Annotated in this window: 13 protein-coding genes and 1 tRNA gene; 4 read left to right on the top strand and 10 right to left on the bottom strand. The window is 73.9% G+C overall.

The features are described from left to right. Positions 1-44: 44 nt before the first annotated feature. From HNR25_RS05235 to HNR25_RS05190, 10 genes are all read right to left on the bottom strand, one after another. Complete coding sequence (locus HNR25_RS05235) at positions 45-470, bottom strand: TadE/TadG family type IV pilus assembly protein (protein WP_184633592.1); 426 nt, start codon at positions 468-470, stop codon at positions 45-47. Continuing rightward, positions 463-2,187, bottom strand: coding sequence for an AAA family ATPase (locus HNR25_RS05230; RefSeq protein WP_184633591.1), 1,725 nt, complete (start codon positions 2,185-2,187; stop codon positions 463-465). The genes HNR25_RS05235 and HNR25_RS05230 overlap by 8 nt, the downstream gene beginning before the upstream one ends. Then, positions 2,187-3,017, bottom strand: a complete 831-nt coding sequence (gene cpaB / locus HNR25_RS05225) for a Flp pilus assembly protein CpaB (RefSeq protein WP_184633590.1) — start codon at positions 3,015-3,017, stop codon at positions 2,187-2,189. The genes HNR25_RS05230 and cpaB overlap by 1 nt, the downstream gene beginning before the upstream one ends. Before the next feature lie 76 nt (positions 3,018-3,093). Beyond that, positions 3,094-4,245: a hypothetical protein gene (locus tag HNR25_RS05220; RefSeq protein ID WP_184633589.1), complete on the bottom strand. Its 1,152-nt coding sequence runs from the start codon at positions 4,243-4,245 to the stop codon at positions 3,094-3,096. A gap of 802 nt (positions 4,246-5,047) precedes the next feature. Continuing rightward, positions 5,048-5,120: transfer RNA gene (locus HNR25_RS05215), tRNA-His, on the bottom strand. A 74-nt stretch (positions 5,121-5,194) separates the two neighbouring features. Continuing rightward, a complete protein-coding gene (orn, locus tag HNR25_RS05210) occupies positions 5,195-5,872 on the bottom strand; it encodes an oligoribonuclease (protein ID WP_184633588.1) in 678 nt (225 codons plus the stop codon). Positions 5,873-6,097: 225 nt separating this feature from the next. Continuing rightward, complete coding sequence (locus HNR25_RS05205; protein WP_184633587.1) at positions 6,098-8,017, bottom strand: DUF2510 domain-containing protein; 1,920 nt, start codon at positions 8,015-8,017, stop codon at positions 6,098-6,100. Between the two features lie 68 nt (positions 8,018-8,085). Continuing rightward, positions 8,086-8,667 (bottom strand): hypothetical protein, encoded by a 582-nt coding sequence (locus HNR25_RS05200; protein WP_184633586.1) that lies wholly within the window; start codon positions 8,665-8,667, stop codon positions 8,086-8,088. A 280-nt stretch (positions 8,668-8,947) separates the two neighbouring features. After that, a complete protein-coding gene (locus tag HNR25_RS05195) occupies positions 8,948-10,741 on the bottom strand; it encodes a substrate-binding and VWA domain-containing protein (RefSeq protein ID WP_312862373.1) in 1,794 nt (597 codons plus the stop codon). Between the two features lie 275 nt (positions 10,742-11,016). Next, a complete protein-coding gene (locus tag HNR25_RS05190) occupies positions 11,017-12,726 on the bottom strand; it encodes a substrate-binding and VWA domain-containing protein (RefSeq protein ID WP_184633584.1) in 1,710 nt (569 codons plus the stop codon). A 337-nt stretch (positions 12,727-13,063) separates the two neighbouring features. Between HNR25_RS05190 and HNR25_RS05185 the strand changes: the two genes are divergently transcribed. The 4 genes from HNR25_RS05185 to HNR25_RS05170 all read left to right on the top strand — a co-directional run bounded on the left by HNR25_RS05185 (position 13,064) and on the right by HNR25_RS05170 (position 17,028). Then, the gene (locus HNR25_RS05185) at positions 13,064-13,600 is read left to right on the top strand and encodes a hypothetical protein (protein WP_184633583.1); all 537 of its coding nucleotides are present in this window, start codon (positions 13,064-13,066) and stop codon (positions 13,598-13,600) included. 67 nt (positions 13,601-13,667) lie between these two features. Beyond that, positions 13,668-14,480 (top strand): TrmH family RNA methyltransferase, encoded by an 813-nt coding sequence (locus HNR25_RS05180; RefSeq protein WP_184633582.1) that lies wholly within the window; start codon positions 13,668-13,670, stop codon positions 14,478-14,480. A gap of 126 nt (positions 14,481-14,606) precedes the next feature. Then, positions 14,607-15,521, top strand: coding sequence for a 2-hydroxyacid dehydrogenase (locus HNR25_RS05175; protein ID WP_184633581.1), 915 nt, complete (start codon positions 14,607-14,609; stop codon positions 15,519-15,521). Between the two features lie 298 nt (positions 15,522-15,819). Continuing rightward, positions 15,820-17,028 carry a C40 family peptidase gene (locus HNR25_RS05170; RefSeq protein WP_184633580.1) on the top strand — a complete coding sequence of 403 codons (1,209 nt, stop codon included), beginning with the start codon at positions 15,820-15,822 and terminating at the stop codon, positions 17,026-17,028. Positions 17,029-17,176: the final 148 nt, after the last annotated feature.

Genomic DNA, 17,176 nt, shown 5'->3' with positions numbered 1-17,176 from the left:
GGACGGCGGTGGTGAGGCGGGGCGCGTGCGCGGGGTCGGGGCGGTCACAGCGGCATCTCCACGCGCCGCGACAGGTCGAGGTCGAAGCCGGGGGTGGGAAACATCAGGGGGAAGTCGACGGTGATCTCGGTGTAGTAGCCGCCTCGGCCGTCGCCGCCCACGGCCACGTCGGCGCCCGACAGCCACGACGGCAGCGCGGCGCGCGCGGTGGACTCGGCGCCGGCGACGCCCCGGGTGCCAGCCGCGCGGGCGGCGGCGCGCGCGGCGTGCTCCATGCGTTCGGCCGCGACGAACGCGAAGAAGGTCTCCAGCGCGATCGTGGCGACCAGGATGAACAGCGGGAAGTAGGCAGCGAACTCCAGGATCTGGGAGCCGCGGTCGCTGCGGGGGCGCCGGTGCGCGCACCGGCCGGGCGCCGTTGCGCGCCCGTGCGGCCGGGCGGGGGCGGTGCCCGGTCGCGGCTCAGGCATCGTCGTCCTCCCCGGCCGGCGGCGCGGTCTGTGCAGCGGGATCGCCGGAGTCCTCGGGGACGACCAGCGACCGGCTGCTGATGTCCCACGGGCCGTCGACGCCCGGCAGGAACACCGGGGTGGCGATGCTGACCTGCACCGCCCGTCCGGCGTCAGTGCCGACGACCTGTACGTCGAGCGTGCCGTCGGCGTTCCACGGCGGGCTGACGCGCTTGGCCGCCTGTTCGGCGACGGCTTCGTGGTCGGAGGCGTCGATCGCGGCTTGGCGGGCGCCCTCGTTGGCGGCGTGCGAAGCGAACATGCCCGTCAGCCCCACCAGCAGGATCTGCCAGGTCACCAGCAGCGCCAGCCCGACGAAGGGGAGGGTGGCGGCGAACTCCACGAACAGCGCTCCGGAGTCGCCGCGCCGCCGCCGGGTGCGGCCCCGGCGCGCGCCCGTATCGGTGTGCGGGCCGGTCGCGCCCGGCGCACCGGCCACGCCGGGTCCGGTGGCCGCCCCCGGTGTGCCGGGGGGGCCGGGCTCGGCGGCGCCGTCGCGGCCGTCGGGGGTCTCGGACCGCTGCAGCAGCCCCAGCTCGGCGGCGGCCTGGGCGAAGGAGCGCACCAGGCCCTCGTCGGTCAGGCGCGCGGGGTCGCCGGTGTTGGACGCCTCCTCCACCGCCCGGTAGGCCGCCGGAACGGCGGTGCGCAGGATCGGGGTGGCCAGCAGCTTGCGGGCGAAGTCCGGTTGGATCTCGTTCTTGCGGCTGTGGCGCATCAGCAGCGCCGTGGTCTCGTGGGAGTCGCGGATCTGCAGCCGGCCCCACATCGCGACGACGCGCTGGGCCGCCCGCAGCGCCGGAAGGTCGGGCGTCACCGTCAGTACGGCGGTGTCGGCGAGCTCCACCGCCATCGCGCCGGCCTCGGTGGTGGCGGCGCCGCAGTCGACCAGCACGAGGTCGTAGCGTGACCGCAGCGCCCCCAGGATCTGGCGGGCGGCCCGGCCGGTGACGTCCTCGCCGCGCTCCCCGTCGTGCGGCGCGAGCAGGATGTGCAGGCCCTCGGGGTGGACGTACAGGGTGTCGGCGAGCATGGAGGCGCTGATGTCGTCGGCGGCCTCGACCAGGTCGGCGATGCTGCGCCGGTGCTTGAGGTCGAAGTAGCCGGGGATGTCGCCCGACTGCAGGTCGAGGTCGACCAGGCACACCATGCGCCCCGACCGGGCCGCCGCGCGCGCCAGGTGGACGGCGGCGGTGGTGGTGCCCACGCCGCCTTTGGCGCCGCTGAACGTGACGATGGAGCCCTTGCGGCCGTCCATCGGGACGTCCAGCGACGCCGCCTCCAGGTGGCGGCGCAGGGTGCGCGACCAGTCGGCGGCGGCGGTGACCCGCTGGGACACCTGTTCGACTCCCGCCTGGGCCGGCAGCACGCTGCGCGCACCCGCCTCCATGGCGTCGGTGAAGGTGTCGGAGTCGATCCGGTCGACCACGAGGATGACCGCGAGCTGCGGGCGGCTGCGCGAGAGCTCGCGGATCAGGTCGAACACCGGCTGCGGGCCGATGTGCTCGTGCACCAGCACGACGTCGAGTGTGGGGACCTGGCCGACGCTGTCGGCGATCTCCTCGGAGGTGCGGTGCACGCCCACGACCTCGGTGTCGAGGAGTTCGTCCAGGCGCGACCGCAGCGCGTCCTCGACCTCGCCGGCGGGGACGCCGAGCATCACCTGGTAGCCGCTCATCACTCGCCCCCGGTCTGCTCGGACTGCGGGAGCGGGGCGTCCTCCTGCGCGTCGCCCGGCAGGCCCGAGGAGTCGGCGTTTTCGGAGGAGCCGGAGCCGTCGGACTGCGCGTCGATCGCGTCGAGCTGGTCGCCGGAGCAGAACTCCAGGCCGCCGGGGTCACCGGAGCCCTGCGGGCTGACCGCGGCCAAGCGCAGGCTGCTGGAGAACGCCTCGGCGTAGGTGAGGTTCAGCGCCTGGTCGGGGCTGAGCCGGAACGTCACCGGCACCACGTCGTTGGTGCCGCCGGTGTTCTCGTCGATGGTGGAGCCGACGTCGCCGATGTCGAGGATCTCGATGTCGGTCAGCACGCGGTAGGCGCAGGCTTCCGGCTGGCCCTCACCGGGGTTGAACGTGGCGTAGACGTCCACCCGCGACTGGCGGTCGACCTTGCCGGCCACACCGGTCTCGGCGTCGACCATGATGGCGATCTCGCGTTCGCCCTCTTCGAGGTCCGGGGCGGCGATGACCATGCTGTGCTGCAGCAGTTCGCCTTCGCGCAGGGCGCTGGAGGCCACCGGCAGCCGGTCGGCCTCCTCGCGGAGCTCGGTGAAGTCGCCGATGAACGTCTCGGCGTCGAAGTACCGCGCGGGGACCTCGTACTGCTCCACCATGTCCGGCGAGAGCTCGTCGTAGGGCTGGACGTCCTGGGTCAGGCGCAGGGCGGTGCGGGAGCTGCCCAGCTCGTCGTTGAGCATGCTCATGTACGACACCACCGTGAGGAACACGGCGATACCGCCGATCGCGGCGACGATCATGAGCAGGATGCCGCGCCGTTGACGAGGGTTCATGGCGCTCCGTTTCTACGCGGACGGGGCCTCGCGGCCGCTACGGGTGTCGGCGCCGGCCGGGGCGGGCCATGGGCGCTCATTCGGGGGAACGGGGGACGGAGGGCACATCCTGCTTCCACCCGGGGGTACCGGGCGGGGGCGCGCCGGCCGGGCCCGCAGGCCCCGGCGGCGCGTCCGGGCCGGGCGCCGGGCGGGCGGAGTCCTCGGGCAGCGGCGGCAGTTCTTGGGGCACCGGCGGGTCGTCGTCGGCTGCGGGCGGCGGCTGCGGCTGCGCCGCTGCGGGGCGCTCCGGGGGTGCCGGCGGCCGTGCGGGTGCGGGCGCCGCTGCGGGGGTGGGCGGAGGCGCGGGCTCGGCCGCGCGGGCCGGCTGTTCGGGCACCGTGTTGGCGGCGCCGCAGAACCGGCACACCGCGACGATCGTGGGTTCGCCGCACCAGGTGCAGGCGGCGGGCCGCACCCGGCGGGCGGGTTCGGTCAGCGCGCGCGGATGGGCGCTGAAAGCCACGAACTCGGCGTACTTGGCCGAGCCCCAGTAGCGGGGGCCGAGGGGCTGGGCGGGCAGCCGCCGCACGGCCGCCGCCTGCAGCACCGGCAGGACCTGCCCTTCGAACGCCGTGGTGTCGACGTCGCCGCCGCTGGAGTGCAGCACGTGCACGGGCTCCTGCGGGTGGAACGGAAACCGGGTGCCGGCCTCGCCCTTGGGCGCCCGCACCACCTGCGGTACCGGAGAGCACAGCGCGAGGTAGGTGACGCCGGGAGCGAACGAGCCCAGGTGCTGGTTCACCGAAATGGGGATGGTGGAGAGGTTGGCGACGGTGCGCAGCCACCCGCCGGCCAGGGTGTGGCGGGGAAGCTCGTCGGCCAGGCCGGCGACCACCCCCGGCGGCAGGTAGGGGCACAGGTAGGCCAGTTGGTCCGCGATCAGCGACAGCGCCAGCGGCGCGAGGTCCACCCCCACGGCGGCCACCGTGTCCTCGCGCAGTGCGCCCCGGGCGAAGGCGACCACCCGCTGCGCGCGTTCTCCGCGCCAGCGCGGGTAGAGCGCGACGACCTTCGTGCCTCGGGCGGCGTGGCCGCGGGCGAAGTCGAGGAACGGGCCCGACCGCTCGGCCGGGTCATGACCGTCCAGGGTGAAACGCTGCGCCTGCGCAGCGCCGAGGTGTCCCGTGGTCGGGACATCGGCGAGCAGCGCGACGACGCTCGCGGACCTGGGCTGGTCATGGGTCACGTGACATGCTCCCGGGAGGCGGGGGGCGGTCGGGGAGGACGGGGGCGGGGGTGTCGGGATCGCTATTTCTGCGCGGGACGGTGAACGGTCACGGTGGCACGGTCCCGGCATATAGTAACGGTGCACCTGAGATCAATGGGGAAGAGTCCGCTCTCTTGTGGATCGGCGGTCGCGCCGCCGCCGAAGGGGATCCCGAGATCACGGGAGCGCCCTCGGCCGCCGCCTGCGGCGGCGCCGCCGGAAATGATCATCCGGTGAACGCGTTCGATTCCATTCGACCGCGATAAAACGCGGAGTCGGCGGTTCCGCGCGTACTATTTCGTTTTTTCCGCCCTCCGATTCGCGGTGGTGCCGCCGACAGGACGGACGGGGGCGGGACGGTTCACGCCCGAGCGGAGCGGATCCGACCGGCCCCGTATCGTAGCTGCGCGGCCCCGATCGGCGGCGGTGCGGCCGGCCTCCTGTGGAGGGAGGCGGCGGGGGAGGGGCGGACGGGCGGCGCGGAGGTCGACCCCGGTGGCTGCCTCCGGGCAGCCGGACCGGACGACACGACGTCAGGGACGGCCCCGAGTACGGCCGACGCCAACCTGAGTATGTCCCTGGACGGCATCGCCGGATCCGGAGCCGCGCCCGGGGCAGGACCTTCACCGTGTCTGCGACGGGATCCCGAACCGGGTGGTGGGCTTCCCGGAGGCCCCCACGTGCGCCACCGCTCCGCCGGCTGACCGGCCGGGGCGGGCGCCCGCATCCGCCCGCGGCATGAGAAAGGCCCCGTTCCGCGGAACGGGGCCTTTCCTCTCCGGGTGAGTGAGGGGACTTGAACCCCCGACTTCTTGGACCACAACCAAGTGCTCTGCCGACTGAGCTACACCCACCATGAGCGCGGACCGGGATCCGTCCCGTGTCTGCGTTCAGAATAGATTCTAGCCCACGCGCAGGGGTGCTCCGGTCAGTTCCCGGTCCCGGAGGCGTCTGCGCCGGACCTGCCGGAGGCGTCGCCGGACGGGTTCTGCTGCTCCTGGCGGCCGTTCCCGCCTGCGACGACGTCGGCCGCGACGGAGCGCGCAGTGGCGCTGTCGGGGCCGGGCGGGGAGACGAATGCGGCAGCGCGGTAGTAACGCAGCTCACGGATGCTCTCGGTGATGTCGGCCAGTGCGCGGTGGCCGCCGTGCTTCTCCGGGCTGGCGAAGTAGATACGCGGGTACCAGCGGCGCAGCAGCTCCTTGATGCTGGACACGTCGACCATCCGGTAGTGCAGGAAGTCGTCGATGCGCGGCATGTCGCGCGCGAGGAAGACGCGGTCGGTGGCGATGGAGTTGCCGCACAGCGGCGCCTTCTTCGGCTCCGACACGTAGCGCTGGATGTGCTCCAGCACGCGGTCCTCGGCTTCCTGCAGGGTGACCCCGCCGTCGAGTGCGTCGAGCAGCCCCGACGTGGTGTGCATCTGGGTGACGAAATCGCCCATCTGGTCGAGCGCCGCCTGGGGCGGTTTGACGACGACGTCGATCCCTTCGTCGAGCTGGTTCAGCTCGCCGTCGGTGATCAGGCAGGCCACCTCGATCAGCGCGTCGTTCTCGAGGTCGAGCCCCGTCATCTCACAGTCGATCCACACCAAGCAGTCGTTCATACCGGCCAGCTTAGGTCGTTTCCGAGCCCGTCCGACCGTGCGGGCGCCTGCTCGCCGCCGGGGCACGCTCGGGTTGCGAGCGGGGCGGTCGCCGTCGGGGGCTGCGGGACTCTCCGGGAACCGGTCGCGGGGCCCGCCCTTCGCCGCGGCCTCCGGGGCGGCCCGTTCCGGACGGGTCCCGGCGGGTTCCTGCGGGGCGCGCCCGTGGGCGGTGCCCCGCAGGGCTCACAGGTAGATGCCGAAGATCTCGCCGAGGATGTCGTAGGAACCGGTGTACTGCATGTAGCCGGCCGCGCCGACAGCCACGATCAGCAGCAGCACGATGAACAGGCATCCGCCCAGGCATCCGCCGCAGCCGCTCTTCTTCCGCTTCTGCCGCGGAGGCTGCGGGGGCTGCGGAGGCGGCTGCCCCCACGGCTGCTGGTGTCCGCCGGACGGGCCGCCCCACTGCTGGGGGCCGCCGGGGCCGCCCGCCGAGTAGCCGCCCGGGCCGGGCGGCGGCTGCTGGCCGTACGGCGGGTACCCGGCCGGCTGCCGGCCGCCCTGGTAACCCTGCTGCATCGGGTACTGGTCGGGCCGGTGGTCCCGCCCGGATCCGGACGGTCCGGGCGGCGGTTGCGCGCCCTGGGGCGGGTAGCCGGGAGGCGGTCCCTGCTGGGCCTGCGGCGGAGGCGGTCCCTGGTTCGGGGGCCCGCCCGGCTGGGGGCCGCCCCACTGCTGCGGGCCGGAGGGCCCGGCGTAGGGCGGCGGAGGAGCGTTGTAGCCCTGCTGCGGCCCCGAAGGAGGCGACGGCGGCGGGTAGGCGGAGCCCGGTGCGGCGCCGCCGGAAGCGCCCCAGGACGGCTGGGCTCCGGACGGCCGCTGCTGCGGCCCGGACGGGGGTGTCCCCGGAGCCTGCTGCGGTTCCGGCGAGGCCGTCCCCGGAGCGTCCGGTCCCGGCGCAGCGCCCGCCGGTGCGTCGCCGGCGCCGGGACCGGGCCCGCTCGGGCTCTGCGGGGCCTGGTCCTGCGGAGCCCGCTGCTCCTGCCGGGCTTGCTGCTGCGGGGCCTCGGCGGCGCGGCGCGCCTCCTCCTGGGCCTGCTTGGCCTGCTCCTGGGCGCGCTTGCGCTCCTCTTCCTCCTTGCGCTGGCGGCGCTCCTCGGAGATCTCCGACCAGCCCTCCTTGAGGTCGCCGAAGAGCTTGCCGAGGCCGCCGCGCTTCTCTCCGCCGCCGGCGCCCTCCGTACCGGCGGTTCCGGCCGCTCCGGCCGGGTAACCGCCGGCTTCCCCCGCCCCGGTGCCCGCGGCCGCGGTGAAAGCCGGATCGTTCGGGTCGAAGACGGCGGTGCTGGGCGCCGCGCCGCTCTCGCCGCCGCCCTGGCCGGAGCCGCGCCCCGCGCCCGCCAGGTCGTCGGTGGGCTCGTCGTTGTCCTGGAACGGGTCGATGCGCATGGTCGAACCCGCGGGCGGGGCCTCCGGGACCCCGTCGGCGGGGCCGCCCTGCGGCGCGCCGCCGCCCGCGCCCGCCACGGCCGTGGATTCCGGATCCAGGCGGGCCGTTCCTTCGGGCGAGGGAGCGCTGGGGCCGTCGGCGGGGTGGCCGGATGCGGTCCCGGGGGCGAAGCGCATGGTGGAGCCGTCGGCGGCGAGGTCGTCGGTGGGTTCCTCGTCGGCGGCGTGCGGTGCGGCGCCGGGCCGCTGTCCGGGGTCGATGCGCACGGTGCTGGGGTCGTCGCCGATGGCGGAACCGGGGTCGGCGGGACGGTGCGGCGGAGGTGCGCCGCCGGGGTGGCCGGATGCGGCCCCGGGATCGAGACGCATGGTGGAGCCGTCGGCGGCGGGGTCGTCGGTGGGCTCGTCGTCGGCGGCGTGCGGTGCGGCGCCGGGCCGCTGTCCGGGGTCGATGCGCACGGTGCTGGGGTCGTCGTCCGCCGCCGAGGGAGCGGAAGGGCCCAGGTCGGGCGCTGTCGCTTCGTCGTCCGCCGGGCGGTTCGCGCCGCTGAGATCGGCGGTCGCCTCGTCATCGGCGTCCGCGGCCGCACCGGCCCCCTGGAGTTCGGCGATGGAGTGGACATGCTGTGTCCACTCGTCGCCGTTCCACCAGCGCACGAGGCCCTGTCCGCCCTGCGGATCCGCGTACCAGCCTGGCTCGATCTGTCCACCCATGGCGGACAGACTAACGGCGGCGCGGACCGGAGCCGACCGCCGTCCCCCGGCCGCCCTGCGCCACCGGTTCAGCCGCTGGCCGCCCCGGCGAAGCGCCGGTCCCCGTCGGGGTCGAACCCGGCGACGGGCAGCGCCGGCGGCGGGGCGGGAACCGACCGCGCCGGCTCCGGCAGCGCTTCGGCGCGGCCCAGGAGCACGTCGGGGCTGACGGCGCCGGGCGTCGTCGCGTGCGCCCCGGGGACTTGGGAATGGCCGAAGTGTCCGCCGCGCGCCCACAGGCGCTCGCCCCGGGCGCGTTCGCGCGGACTCGGCAGCCCCGCCGGCGGTGTGCCCGCCGGCCAGCGTCTGGGTACCTCCCAGGTGTCCAACCAGCTCAGTATCGGCGCGAGTTCGCGCAGCGGCGCGTCCGTAAAGGGGGCATCGGACCATCCGATCACCGTGATGGTGATGCATGCCCGTCCTTCGCAGGCACGGTCGGGCAGGTTCGGTGTCAGCTCGCCGCCGGCGGGGGCGGTGGCGGGCAGCAGCTGCACGGTCTCGCCGGTGCGGGGGTTCCACACGAGGTGGGCGGTGCGGCCTTCGCCCACGAGGCGTTTGGCCACGGAACTGGCTGTCAGGGCCGCCGGGTCCGATTCGGTCGTCAGCCACACGGCCCGGGGCGCTCCCCCCTGGAGGTGCGCCCCCGCCCGGCTGGTGCAGGGGATTCGTTTGACTCCCGGCATCCATGCATCGACCACAGCAGCCGCCTCTCACCGCTCCATCGCGTACCGATCCCCTTTGAGTACGCGAAGCGGAGAGCGAAGTCCATAGGGTCCGCGCGGTGGGCAAGGATGGTGTATCGGTCGCGCTTGACCCGGGCGGCGCGCGCCGGCCCCGCACCCGCGGCGATGCGGATGCGGGGCCGACGCGCCGTTCGTATGTCGGTGCAGGTCAGCCTTCGTCTTCACTTTCGCCGCCGGCGGGCTGGAGCCGGTTGGAGAACGCCTTCAGGAAGATGTCGCCGATCTCCGCGGGGTTCTCGGTGGTGTAGGAGGCGCCGCCGGAGAGCTCGGCGATGCGGTTCAGCGGTTCCGGGTCGATGTCGGGGCCGAAGGCGATCGTGAAGATCGGGATCGGTTTGACGGGCGAGGACTCCTCCTCCAGTTTCGTGGCGAGCTCGTCCAGGCTGATGCCGTTCTCGTCGTCGTTGTTGCCGTCGGTGAGCATCAGGATGGCGTTGACCCGGTCGGCTTTGTAGGTGCGCGACATCTCCCGGTAGGCCGCGAGGTAGGTGTCGTAGAGCCCGGTGTCGCCGTCGGAGACCGGCTCGACGGAGTTCCACTGCTGCCTCAGGGCTTCCCGCTGGGTGGCGCCGCCGTCGACCTCGGCGGTCAGCTCCCGGATGGGCAGCAGCTCCTCGTAGTCGAGGTCGTCGTTGATCGTGGTGGAGAACCGCCACATGCCCAGCTCGGAGCCCTCGGGGAACAGGTCGAGGCCCTGGATGGACGCCTGTGCGGTGAGCTGCATCCGGTTCATCTCGGTGCCGGGCACCGTCTGCAGCATCGAGCCGGAGACGTCGACGATGGTCAGCAGCCGCGAGTCGAGCTTGAGGCGGTTCCAGGCCTGGGTGATCCGCTGGATGTCTCCGGCCGAGGGGGTGGGCAGCTGCTCGGGCAGCGCCGCCTGGAAGCCGGCGTCCTCGGCCAGCACTTGGGAGTCGGCTTCGCCGTCGGCGGTGCGGAAACCGTTCCTGCGCATGATCTTCTGGGCGGCGCTGCGGGTCAGCTTCTCCCGGAACAGTTCGGCCGCCTGCGAGACCGTCGGGTCGCTGCTGCGGTCGATGTAGGGGTAGTCCAGCGTGTACGTGCCGCCCTCGGGATAGCTGATCTGGGCGGGCGCGTCGGAGTGCTCGCGGTTGTAGCGCCAGGTGGCCTGCTCGGAGAGGACGAGCAGGCGGGAGGCCTCGGGATCCTCGGACAGGTTCTCGAAGGCCGCGGCCTGGTCCGGCGAGGAGGAGGCCTGCAGGGTCTGCAGCGCCGCGACGAGCTGGGGCCGGCCGTCGTCCTCCTCGTCGCCGATCGCGTCGGCGACCAGGGACAGGGTGGCCATGCCCGAGGAGCTGCGTACGGGGTCGACCAGGTGCACTTCGTCGCCTTCGGCCTCCAGGTCGGAGGCGGAGGTGGGCACGAGCGCGTCCCAGGACGGGCGTTCGTCGGGCATCTCGGCCTCGGAGGGGCGCGCGAGCACCAGCGGGGACGAGGCCACCGACGTGCCGGTGTCGGAGAAGGCGACGTCCTCGGAGTCGTTCTTGACCAGGTTGGCCCACATCGAGGAGTCGGGGATCCACACGTCGGAGTCGGCGTCGCCCGAAGCGGGGCCGGCGCCGGTGATGCCGTAGGTGACGCTGGCCGACTCGGCCTCGCTCACCTCGGCGGTGACGCAGCGCCCGTCGACGCCTTCGTTCGCGTCGCTGAACTCGGCCGCGACCTCCTGGAGGGCGGGCGCGATCTCGGGGCTGGCGGCGACGTCGAGTCGGACGTCCTGGCCGCCGCAGCCGGCGCTGGTGTCGAGTACGTACCATCCGGTGACGCCCAGCCCGATGATGATCGCGAAGGCGGCGGCGAACAGGATGAAGGCGCGTCCGCGCCGGCGCCGGCGCCGGCTGCGGCCGGGCGCCGGGTGGTGTTCCCGACGGTCCCGACCGTCGTCGGTGTTTCCGCTGTGGCGTCCCAAAGTGTTCCTCACGGGGTGTCTGGTACCTGGTACCTGGTGGGGCGTGTGGACCGAACCGTACTGAACTCCAGAACACGGATTAAAGAGCATCTAAAGGGTGCCGAATCCGATTCCGGGTGTCCGTCGACCCCGCATCCGGGCGCGAATCTCCCCGTGGCGCCGGGGATGGCGGCGGTGGATCCGCATGTCGTCGCACAAGGTGAAGAGGTGATACCGCACGTAACACCGTTATTCGATCGTCATCGATCGCGAGGTTACTCGGTGGTCGCCGGGCGTTCACCGGGGGCTCAGCCGCCGCAGTCGGGGACGCACAGCCGGCGGGAGACCAGGCTGAGGAAGATGTCGCCGATCTCGTCGGGGTCGTCGGCGACCGACAGCGTGCCGCTGGTGGCGGCGGCGACGTCGGCCAGCGCGTCGCGCTCGGGCTGGTCCCCGAAGGCGATCACGAACAGCGTCACCGGTCGCTCGGGGTCGAAGCGGTCCTGCAGCTCGGCGACGAGCTCCTCGCCGGAGATCGCGCTGGATCCGCCGTCGCGCCCGGAGGTGAGCACGATGACGCTGTTGATGCGGTCCTCGCGGTACGAGGAGGAGACGCGGTCGTAGGCGGCGAGGATGTTGTCGTACAGCTGCGGACCGTCGCCCCGGGCCTCGATCCCCTCGGCGATGTCCTGCAGCTCCTGGCGGCGGGTGGTCTGCTCGCCGCGGTCGGCGGCGCCCAGCCGCGCCAGCCCTTCGACCTCGTCGCGTCCGGAGTCGCCGTAGGCGCCGGACATCATCCACAGCCCCAGCTCGGTGTCGTCGGGAAACAGCGACAGGCCCAGCAGCGCGGCCTCGCGGGTGACCTCCAGCCGCGTCGTGTCGCCGCCGCCGAGGTCGGCGCGCATGAACCGCGAGACGTCGGCCAGGACCAGCGAGCGCGTGGGCATCGACAGCCGGTTCCAGTCCTCGACCGACGAAAGCAGCGCATCGCCGGTCAGGTCGCCGTGGGTCTCGGGCGCCGGGGCGCGGATGCCCGCGCGGCCGGTGAGCGCGTCCGGGGCCGTGCCGTCGGGATCGCGGAAACCCAGTTCGCGCAGCCGCTCGCGGTAGGGGGCGGTGCGCAGCACTTCCCAGAGGTCCTCGGCAGCGCTGCGCATGGCCGGATCGTCGCTGGTGGACACGAAGGGATAGTCCAGGCTCACCGTGCCCTCGTCGGGATACAGCGCCTGCAGCGGCGTGCGCGGGTCGGCGGAGTTGTATTCGGCGACGGCCTGCTCGGGCAGGACCGACAGCGGGGCCCGCCCCGCGGGGACCGGGTAGATCCCCGCCGGGTCGGTTTCGCCGAAGGCGGTCTCGGGCTGGGCGTCGCGCACGAAGTCGGTCATGGCGGTGTCGGCGTCGTCGCCGCTGCCCAGGTGCCGGCGCACGGCGTGCATCGCCGCCATGCCGGGCGTACCCCGGTTGGGGTCGACCATCACCAGCGGGCGCGGTCCGCCGGGGCGCTGTCCGGGAAGCAGCGACTCCCAGGAGGCGGAATCCGGATCGGGCAGGCCCTCGGTGCCCTCGGGCGCGGCGAGCACGACCGGCGTGGAGGCCAGCGAGCGGGGGTCGGTGTCGACGGTGCGTGCGCCCGATTCGGAGATGCGGGCCAGCTCGACCCAGGCGGAGGATTCGGGCACCCACACGTGCGGGGCGACGGCGGAGCCGCCGCGCCCGCCGGAGAGCGCGGTCATCACGCGGTGCGGCGGGACTTCGGAGGCCTGGGCGAAGACGCACACGCCGCCGTAGGTGCCGCCGTCGGCGTTGAATTCGTCGGCGGCCTCCTGCAGCGGCGGTGCGATGCTCAGCGCCGCGGCGACGCGCAGGTAGCGGGTCTCGCCGCAGCCGGCGTAGCGCAGCGCGGCGGGGACCGCGACGCTGACCGCGGCGATCAGCACCAGCGCCGCGGCGGCGATCCCCAACGGGGACCCCAGCGCGATGCGGGTAGGCGAGGGCATGCGGTGTCGGCCGTAGGGCACGTGGCCTCCGGGGGGTGGAGCGGTGCTTGGGCGCGACCCTACTCGTTGGTAACGCGGGAGAGAAGTGCCATATCCCTTCGGTGGGATCGAACCGAATGCCCGGATCAGGCGCTCTCATCCGACATGGTTGATATGCGTGGCCGACCGAGCGGCCTGTATCGTGCCAGGGGCGCCCATGCGGCGGGGGACGTCGCCCGCGACCGCCCGGGGAGGCGGAGAGTGTCGGGCTCCCCGGTGGTAAAGGCGCGATCGGGGGGTATCGCGAAAGACAGGGGCCTGGTGGGGGCTTTCCCCGCGGCCGCCCTGTGCAGTGAGTCGACTTCCTAGAGTGGCGACTATGGTGAAGCTCAACCCCCGGCGCGGGGTGCTCGGTTCGGTCGGGACCGCGATCCTGGGAACCCTGTGCCTGGGCGGAGCCCTGTCCTACGGCATCGCCGTCGGCGGCTCGCTCATGGCACCCGGCCCCGAAGCGGCCGTCGAGTCGTCGGTCGACAACACCGTCAGCGAGCAGGCCGGTTCCTCCTCGCCCGAACCTCCGGTGGGCGACCTGCGCATCCAGGTCGTCGACCAAGGGCGCGCCTACGTGCAGAACCTCACCTGCGGGGGCGACTCCGGCGCCGATCCCGCCGCCTGCTCCGAGATCGCGCGTGTGGCCGCGGAATGGGCCGAGGGGTCCAGTGTCGGCAGCGCCGACAACCCCTTCGCCGAGGTCGCCGCGGACGCCGTGTGCACCGACCGATCCTACGGCCCCCAAGAGGCGGTGATCACCGGTACCTGGCAGGGCCAGGAGATCGAAACCGAGGTCGACCGCTCCGACTCCTGCCAGGAGGCCCGCTGGCAGCGCCTGCGTCCGGTGACCGCACCCCTGGACTGACCCGGTCGGCTCGCGCGGTCCGGCCCCCGTCGGCGCCGCCCGCCCCGACGGCCGATAATCGGTGGCCATGGACGTCATCGAGGTGCCCGATCCCGGCGACCCGCGCCTGGCCGACTACTTCCGGCTGCGCGACGTGAACCTGCGCAAGAGCATCGAGGCCGAGCACGGGCTGTTCATGGCCGAAGGCGAGAAAGTCGTCCGGCGGGCGCTGACCGCCGGCTACACGCCCCGCTCGCTCCTGCTGACCCGCCGCCGCTTGGCCGCCCTGTCGGAGCTGGCCGCCGCGGTCGACGCCCCCGTCTACGTCGTCGACGACGCCACCGCCGAGCGGCTGACCGGATTCGACGTGCACCGCGGCGCACTCGCGTCCTTCCACCGCCGCCCCCTGCCCGACCCCGGCGACGTGCTGGAAGGTGCGCGCCGCGTCGTCGTCCTCGAAGACGTCCTCGACCACACCAACGTCGGCGCGATCTTCCGCAGCGCCGCCGGCCTGGGCGTGGACGCCGTGCTGCTCGCCCCGCGCTGCGCCGACCCCCTCTACCGCCGCTCCATCAAGGTCTCCATGGGAGCCGTCTTCACCCAGCCCTTCAGCCGCCTCGGCGACTGGTACGGCGGGCTGGAGGAACTGCGCGGGCGCGGTTTCCACCTGCTGGCGCTCACCCCCGGACCCGGCACCCGCCCGCTGCCCGAGGCTTTGGCGCAGGCGGGCGAGGCGCCCGTCGCCCTCATGCTCGGCAGCGAGGGCGACGGCCTGTCGTCGCGCTGGCTCGGCCAGGCCGACACCGGCGTGGCCATCCCCATGGCCGGGCGCGACGTGGACTCGCTCAACGTCACCGCCGCCGCGGCCATCGCCTGCTACGAACTGATGCGCTCGGCCTGATGCGCACTGCGGGTACGCCGGGGCTGCTCGACGCGGGCATGCTACACGTGGGCGTGCGGGCGCGGTCCGCACCGGAGCGGTCCGAACGAGGCCGGCCCGGACGAGCAGACGAGCAATGGGGGAGACATGGCCGATCGCGTGCTGGTGCCCTGGGAGCAGAACCTGGAGAACGCACCGGCCGGTGTGCGCGGGGACGTCTACGACGGCACCGGCGAACCCGCCGCCGACCTCGCGCAGGTGGCCTTCTACGTCGTGCCCTACGGCCGTCCTCAGTACCAGCGCCTGGACCTCATGGCGCGCATGCCCGGCCTGCGCGCCGTCCAGCTGCTCACCGCCGGATACGAGGGCGCCCTGGAGTACCTGCCCGCGGGCGTCGAGCTGTGCAACGGCCGCGGCCTGCACGACGCCAGCACCGCCGAGCACGCCTTGGCGCTGATCCTCGCGGCCCAGCGCGACCTGCCGCGCTGGGCCGCCGACCAGGCCGCCCACCGCTGGCAGCCGCACTTCACCCGCTCGCTGGCCGGCACGCGGGTGCTCATCGCCGGCTACGGCAACATCGGCGCCGCCCTGGAGGACCGGCTCGCCCCCAACGAGTGCGAGGTCGTGCGCGTGGCCCGCCGCGCCCGCCCCGACGAGGGCGTACACGGTGTCGGCGCGCTGCACCGGCTGCTGCCCGGCGCCTCCGTCGTCGTGCTGACCGCCCCGCACACCCCGGAGACCGAAGGGCTGATCGGAGCCGCCGAGCTGGCGCTGATGCCCGACGACTCCCTGGTGGTCAACGTCGGACGCGGTCCGCTTCTGGACACCTCCGCACTGCTGGCCGAGAAAGGACGGGTCCGCGCTGCGCTGGACGTCACCGACCCCGAGCCGCTGCCCGCCGGCCATCCGCTGTGGGAGGCGCCGGGCACCTGCATCACCCCGCACGTCGCCGGCGGCTCCGACACCTTCTACCCGCGCGCCCGCAGCTTCGTCGACGACCAGCTGCGCCGCTGGGCGGCGGGAGAACCGCGGGCCAACGTGGTGCGGCCGGGTGGGCGCTAGCCCGGCGCCGCCGGCGTTTCCGCGCGCCCGCGCACGGACACCCGCGGGAACGGACACCCGCGGGAACCGCCCGGACCGCAACGGTCCCGCGCGGTTTCGGCGCCTCCCGCATCGTGGGACGGCGGGAGAAACCGTGATCCGTGCGATTCGGGCGCTGACCTCGGAGGCGGCGTGCGGCTAGGAACCGTTCACCTTTCGGGCGCTTGAAATGATTCGGCGGCGAACATCATGCTTGTAGCCGGCCGGGGCGGACGCGGCGGCGAGGGTCGGCAGTCGACAGCAGGAAAGCGGGGCAGGCGTGGGTCGACGGTGGAGATCGTGTGCGGGGACGACCGCGGTGTTCGCCGTGGCGTTCACGGCCTTCGGCGCCGCTCCCGTCTGGGCCGCCCCCGCCCCTGACACCCCGTCCGCCGCGGACGAGCGGGCGGCCGGAGCCGGCGCACCGCAGGACGCGCCCGGCCCGCGCCCCTCCGGCAGCGGCGCCGACCCCTCCGGCGGCACCGCGTCGCCCCCCGTGGCCGATACCGCCGACCTGCGCGCCGACGCCGAGGTCGCCGACTTCGAGCAGGCCCGCTCCCGCGAGTACTTCGCCGTCCTGCCCGAGTCGATCCCCGAGCGGCGTGCGGAGCAGGCCGCCGAACTCGACGGCGTCGACGCGGTCGAGACCGTCGACGCCGCCCGTATGCAGGTCGGCGGCGAAAGCACCGCCGTGCTGGGGGTGGACCCGTCGAGCTTCCGCAACTACGCCCCCGAGCCCTCAGCCGAGTCCGACGACATCTGGCAGGGCGTCGCCGAGGGCCGCATCGCCCTCTCCGACGACGCGGGCAAGCAGCGCGGGCTGGACGTGGGCAGCGAGGTCGAGCTGGCCGGCGCCAGCGGGGAGGTCACCCGCGAGGTGTGGACCCACGCCACCTCCGGCGTCGCCGGGATCGACGCGCTGATCTCCCGCGACCTGGCCGAGCGGCTGGGATTCCCCCGCGGCAACGCGCTGATCGTCTCCGCGCCCGACGCCGACCTGTGGGAACTGGAGGAGGGGCTCACGGAGGTCCTCGGCGACGAGGCCTCGCTGCAGCCGCTCGCCGAGGACCCCGAGCCGCGCCCCGCCGACGACTCCGGCCGGGCGCTGGGGGCCGACGTCGTGGAGAACGCGATCGCGGCTGCCGAGTCCCGCATCGGCGTGCCCTACGTGTGGGGCGGAGAGTCGATGGCCGAGGGCGGTTACGACTGCTCGGGGCTCGTGCAGTGGGCGTTCGGGCAGGCGGGGGTTTCGGTCCCGCGTGTCACCCACGACCAGTGGTTCGCCGGCGAGCGGGTCGACTACGCCGACGCCCGCCGCGGCGACCTCGTCTTCTGGCGCAACGACCCGTCGGCGCCCGACTACATCTCCCACGTCGCCATCTACCTCGGCGACGGCCGCATGCTGGAGTCGCCCCGCACGGGCCTGAGCGTGCGCACCACCGACGTGCGCACCCGGAACATGGCCGGGGTCGTGCGCGTCCACGGCTGACCCGCCCGAGGCGCTCGCCGCAGAACGGCCGGCGCGCGGGCTCGGCCGCCCGCTTACCGGGAGGCGAACGGACGAAGGGGCGGCGCCGCGCCGGCACCGCCCCTTGCCTCCTGCTCGTGAAGACCAGCCGGGAGGGGGTGGCTGGACT

The organism is Streptomonospora salina, from assembly GCF_014204715.1.
GTDB lineage: Bacteria > Actinomycetota > Actinomycetes > Streptosporangiales > Streptosporangiaceae > Streptomonospora > Streptomonospora salina.
Note: the sequence above shows the minus strand (reverse complement) of the source record. Positions and strands in the feature narration are given on the sequence as shown.